Source organism: Nocardia sp. NPDC005366 (assembly GCF_040606855.1).
Taxonomy (GTDB): domain Bacteria; phylum Actinomycetota; class Actinomycetes; order Mycobacteriales; family Mycobacteriaceae; genus Nocardia.
On record NZ_JBEXFQ010000082.1, the window covers coordinates 1 to 5123 of the forward strand.

2 rRNA genes are annotated in these 5123 nt (G+C 56.2%); both read right to left on the minus strand.

Features of this window, described 5'->3' with window-relative positions:
* Positions 1-113: 113 nt before the first annotated feature.
* Positions 114-3247, minus strand: a 23S ribosomal RNA gene (locus tag ABZS43_RS36390).
* Between the two features lie 331 nt (positions 3248-3578).
* Positions 3579-5097, minus strand: a 16S ribosomal RNA gene (locus ABZS43_RS36395).
* Together the 16S and 23S rRNA genes form the textbook arrangement of a ribosomal RNA operon.
* Between the last annotated feature and the right edge of the window lie 26 nt (positions 5098-5123).

Here is a 5123-nt window from a genome sequence, read left to right on the forward strand (position 1 = left end):
ATTTCTTTCACACGGAATCCGTGTTTCCAGGGGTTGCAGACCCGGATACCGGATGCCTGCTGCAGTGTCTGTGTGTTGTTTCAGATACCGCACAGTGGACGCGTAGCTTCTTTGTTGGTAAGTCCTCGGCCTATTAGTACCAGTCACCTACACCCGTTACCGGGCTTCCAGTTCTGGCCTATCAACCCCATGGTCTGTAGGGGGCCTTAACCACTCGAAGGTGGAGAGAAACCTCATCTTGGAACAGGCTTCCCGCTTAGATGCTTTCAGCGGTTATCCCTTCCGAACGTAGCTAACCAGCAGTGCCCTTGGCAGGACAACTGGCACACCAGAGGTTCGTCCGTCCCGGTCCTCTCGTACTAGGGACAGCCTTCCTCAAGTTTCTGACGCGCGCGGCGGATAGAGACCGAACTGTCTCACGACGTTCTAAACCCAGCTCGCGTGCCGCTTTAATGGGCGAACAGCCCAACCCTTGGGACCTACTCCAGCCCCAGGATGCGACGAGCCGACATCGAGGTGCCAAACCATCCCGTCGATATGGACTCTTGGGGAAGATCAGCCTGTTATCCCCGGGGTACCTTTTATCCGTTGAGCGACACCGCTTCCACTTGCCGGTGCCGGATCACTAGTCCCGACTTTCGTCCCTGCTCGAGCTGTCGCTCTCACAGTCAAGCTCCCTTGTGCACTTGCACTCGACACCTGATTGCCAACCAGGCTGAGGGAACCTTTGGGCGCCTCCGTTACATTTTAGGAGGCAACCGCCCCAGTTAAACTACCCACCAGGCACTGTCCCTGAACCAGATCATGGTCCGAGGTTAGAAGTCCAATACGATCAGAGTGGTATTTCAACGATGACTCCACGAATACTGGCGTACCCGCTTCACAGTCTCCCACCTATCCTACACAAACCGCACCGAACACCAATACCAAGCTATAGTGAAGGTCCCGGGGTCTTTTCGTCCTGCCGCGCGTAACGAGCATCTTTACTCGTAATGCAATTTCGCCGAGTCTGTGGTTGAGACAGCTGAGAAGTCGTTACGCCATTCGTGCAGGTCGGAACTTACCCGACAAGGAATTTCGCTACCTTAGGATGGTTATAGTTACCACCGCCGTTTACCGGGGCTTAAATTCTCAGCTTCGCGCCGAAGCGCTAACCGGTCCTCTTAACCTTCCGGCACCGGGCAGGCGTCAGTCCGTATACATCGTCTTACGACTTCGCACGGACCTGTGTTTTTAGTAAACAGTCGCTTCTCACTGGTCTCTGCGACCACCACCAGCTCCGGAAGCAAGTTCCATCACCAGCGTTGGTCCCCCTTCTCCCGAAGTTACGGGGGCATTTTGCCGAGTTCCTTAACCACAGTTCTCTCGATCGCCTCGGTATTCTCTACCTGACCACCTGTGTCGGTTTGGGGTACGGGCCGTGTACCAACTCACTAGAGGCTTTTCTCGGCAGCATAGGATCACTGAATTCGCCTCAATCGGCTACGCATCACCTCTCAGGCTATATGAGACACGGATTTGCCTATGCCTCGCCCTACAGGCTTACACCAGTACAACCACTGACTGGCCCAGCTACCTTCCTGCGTCACCCCATCGCTTGACTACTACAGCCAGGGTCGTATGCAGCCACATCCGGCCTCCCGAAGGAGGTCCATCCGCTTTTGGATACTTAGCACAACTGATTCACCATTTGGCGCGGATACACGGGTACGGGAATATCAACCCGTTGTCCATCGACTACGCCTGTCGGCCTCGCCTTAGGTCCCGACTCACCCTGGGCGGATTAACCTGGCCCAGGAACCCTTGGTCATTCGGCGGACGAGTTTCTCACTCGTCTTTCGCTACTCATGCCTGCATTCTCACTCCTGTAGCCTCCACGGCTGGATCACTCCGCCGCTTCCATGGCCACAGGACGCTCCCCTACCCATCCGAACCACTGCACAACCCCCCGCAGGAAGAAGTGGGTGTATTGTTCGAATGCCGCGGCTTCGGCGGTGTACTTGAGCCCCGCTACATTGTCGGCGCAGGATCACTTGACCAGTGAGCTATTACGCACTCTTTCAAGGGTGGCTGCTTCTAAGCCAACCTCCTGGTTGTCTTCGCGACCCCACATCCTTTTCCACTTAGTACACGCTTAGGGGCCTTAGCCGGCGATCTGGGCTGTTTCCCTCTCGACTACGAAGCTTATCCCCCGCAGTCTCACTGCCACGCTCTCACACACCGGCATTCGGAGTTTGGCTGATTTCGGTAAGCTTGTGGGCCCCCTAGACCATCCAGTAGCTCTACCTCCGGTGTGAAACACGTGACGCTGCACCTAAATGCATTTCGGGGAGAACCAGCTATCACGGAGTTTGATTGGCCTTTCACCCCTACCCACAACTCATCCCCTCAGTTTTCAACCTAAGTGGGTTCGGGCCTCCACGACGTCTTACCGTCGCTTCACCCTGGCCATGGGTAGATCACTCCGCTTCGGGTCTAGAACATGCGACTCAACCGCCCTATTCGGACTCGCTTTCGCTACGGCTACCCCACACGGGTTAACCTCGCCACATGCCACTAACTCGCAGGCTCATTCTTCAAAAGGCACGCCATCACCCACAGCCGACTGAACGACTCGCAGGCCCTGACGGATTGTAAGCGCACGGTTTCAGGTACTATTTCACTCCCCTCCCGGGGTACTTTTCACCTTTCCCTCACGGTACTAGTCCGCTATCGGTCACCAGGGAGTATTCAGGCTTACCGGGTGGTCCCGGCAGATTCACAGCAGATTTCACGGGCCCGCTGCTACTCGGGCATCATCCACAACAGCCGCTCGGTTTTCGTCTACGGGACTCTCACCCTCTACGACAGGCCGTTCCAGACCACTTCGACTAACCCAACGGTTTCTGACTGTTGCCCAGACCGGCAGATCTGAGAAGAATGACCCCACTACCCCACACACGCAACCCCTGCCGGGTATCACACATGCATGGTTTAGCCTCATCCGCTTTCGCTCGCCACTACTCACGGAATCACTATTGTTTTCTCTTCCTGTGGGTACTGAGATGTTTCACTTCCCCACGTTCCCTCCACACACCCTATATATTCAGATGCGGGTAACACGACATCACTCGTGCTGGGTTTCCCCATTCGGAAATCCTCGGATCTCAGCTCGGTTGACAGCTCCCCGAGGCTTATCGCAGCCTCCTACGTCCTTCATCGGCTCCTGGTGCCAAGGCATCCACCGTACGCTCTTAAACACTTACTAACAAAGATGCTCGCGTCCACTGTGCAGTTCTCAAACAACACACAAGGCCAAACCCGAACCCAGCACCAGCCAGAAGAAAAACCCCTGCGGTATGACTGAAGATCCAGCCTCGTCGTTATCTTCGCCTAGAGAGAATGTGTTCTCTCAGGACCCAACAGTGTGCCGATATATTCACCACGACCAGAGACTCAGCTCCAGCCATATAGCGATGAAGACTGTCAGTGTTCCACCCATGAGCGTCCGCAGCCCCACATACGGGGACTAAACGGTCTCTGGCATCAGCGTTTACCATCCCCGACTATTCGGGGTGCGATGCAGATGTGCTCCTTAGAAAGGAGGTGATCCAGCCGCACCTTCCGGTACGGCTACCTTGTTACGACTTCGTCCCAATCGCCAATCCCACCTTCGACGGCTCCCTCCCACAAGGGGTTAGGCCACCGGCTTCGGGTGTTACCGACTTTCATGACGTGACGGGCGGTGTGTACAAGGCCCGGGAACGTATTCACCGCAGCGTTGCTGATCTGCGATTACTAGCGACTCCAACTTCACGGGGTCGAGTTGCAGACCCCGATCCGAACTGAGACCGGCTTTAAGGGATTCGCTCCACCTCACGGTATCGCAGCCCTCTGTACCGGCCATTGTAGCATGTGTGAAGCCCTGGACATAAGGGGCATGATGACTTGACGTCGTCCCCACCTTCCTCCGAGTTGACCCCGGCAGTCTCCTGCGAGTCCCCGCCATTACGCGCTGGCAACACAGGACAAGGGTTGCGCTCGTTGCGGGACTTAACCCAACATCTCACGACACGAGCTGACGACAGCCATGCACCACCTGTACACCGACCACAAGGGGGCCTACATCTCTGCAGGTTTCCGGTGTATGTCAAACCCAGGTAAGGTTCTTCGCGTTGCATCGAATTAATCCACATGCTCCGCCGCTTGTGCGGGCCCCCGTCAATTCCTTTGAGTTTTAGCCTTGCGGCCGTACTCCCCAGGCGGGGTACTTAATGCGTTAGCTACGGCACGGATCCCGTGGAAGGAAACCCACACCTAGTACCCACCGTTTACGGCGTGGACTACCAGGGTATCTAATCCTGTTCGCTACCCACGCTTTCGCTTCTCAGCGTCAGTTACTTCCCAGAGACCCGCCTTCGCCACCGGTGTTCCTCCTGATATCTGCGCATTTCACCGCTACACCAGGAATTCCAGTCTCCCCTGAAGTACTCTAGTCTGCCCGTATCCCCTGCAAGCTCACAGTTGAGCTGTGAGTTTTCACAGAAGACGCGACAAACCGCCTACAAGCTCTTTACGCCCAGTAATTCCGGACAACGCTCGCACCCTACGTATTACCGCGGCTGCTGGCACGTAGTTGGCCGGTGCTTCTTCTACAGGTACCGTCACTTGCGCTTCGTCCCTGTCGAAAGAGGTTTACAACCCGAAGGCCGTCATCCCTCACGCGGCGTCGCTGCATCAGGCTTTCGCCCATTGTGCAATATTCCCCACTGCTGCCTCCCGTAGGAGTCTGGGCCGTGTCTCAGTCCCAGTGTGGCCGGTCACCCTCTCAGGTCGGCTACCCGTCGTCGCCTTGGTAGGCCATTACCCCACCAACAAGCTGATAGGCCGCGGGCCCATCTCGCACCGATAAATCTTTCCACCACAAAACATGCATCCTGTGGTCATATCCGGTATTAGACCCAGTTTCCCAGGCTTATCCCGAAGTACGAGGCAGATCACCCACGTGTTACTCACCCGTTCGCCGCTCGTGTACCCCGAAGGGCCTTACCGCTCGACTTGCATGTGTTAAGCACGCCGCCAGCGTTCGTCCTGAGCCAGGATCAAACTCTCCGTTGAAGACTCACAACCACACCCCAAAAGGA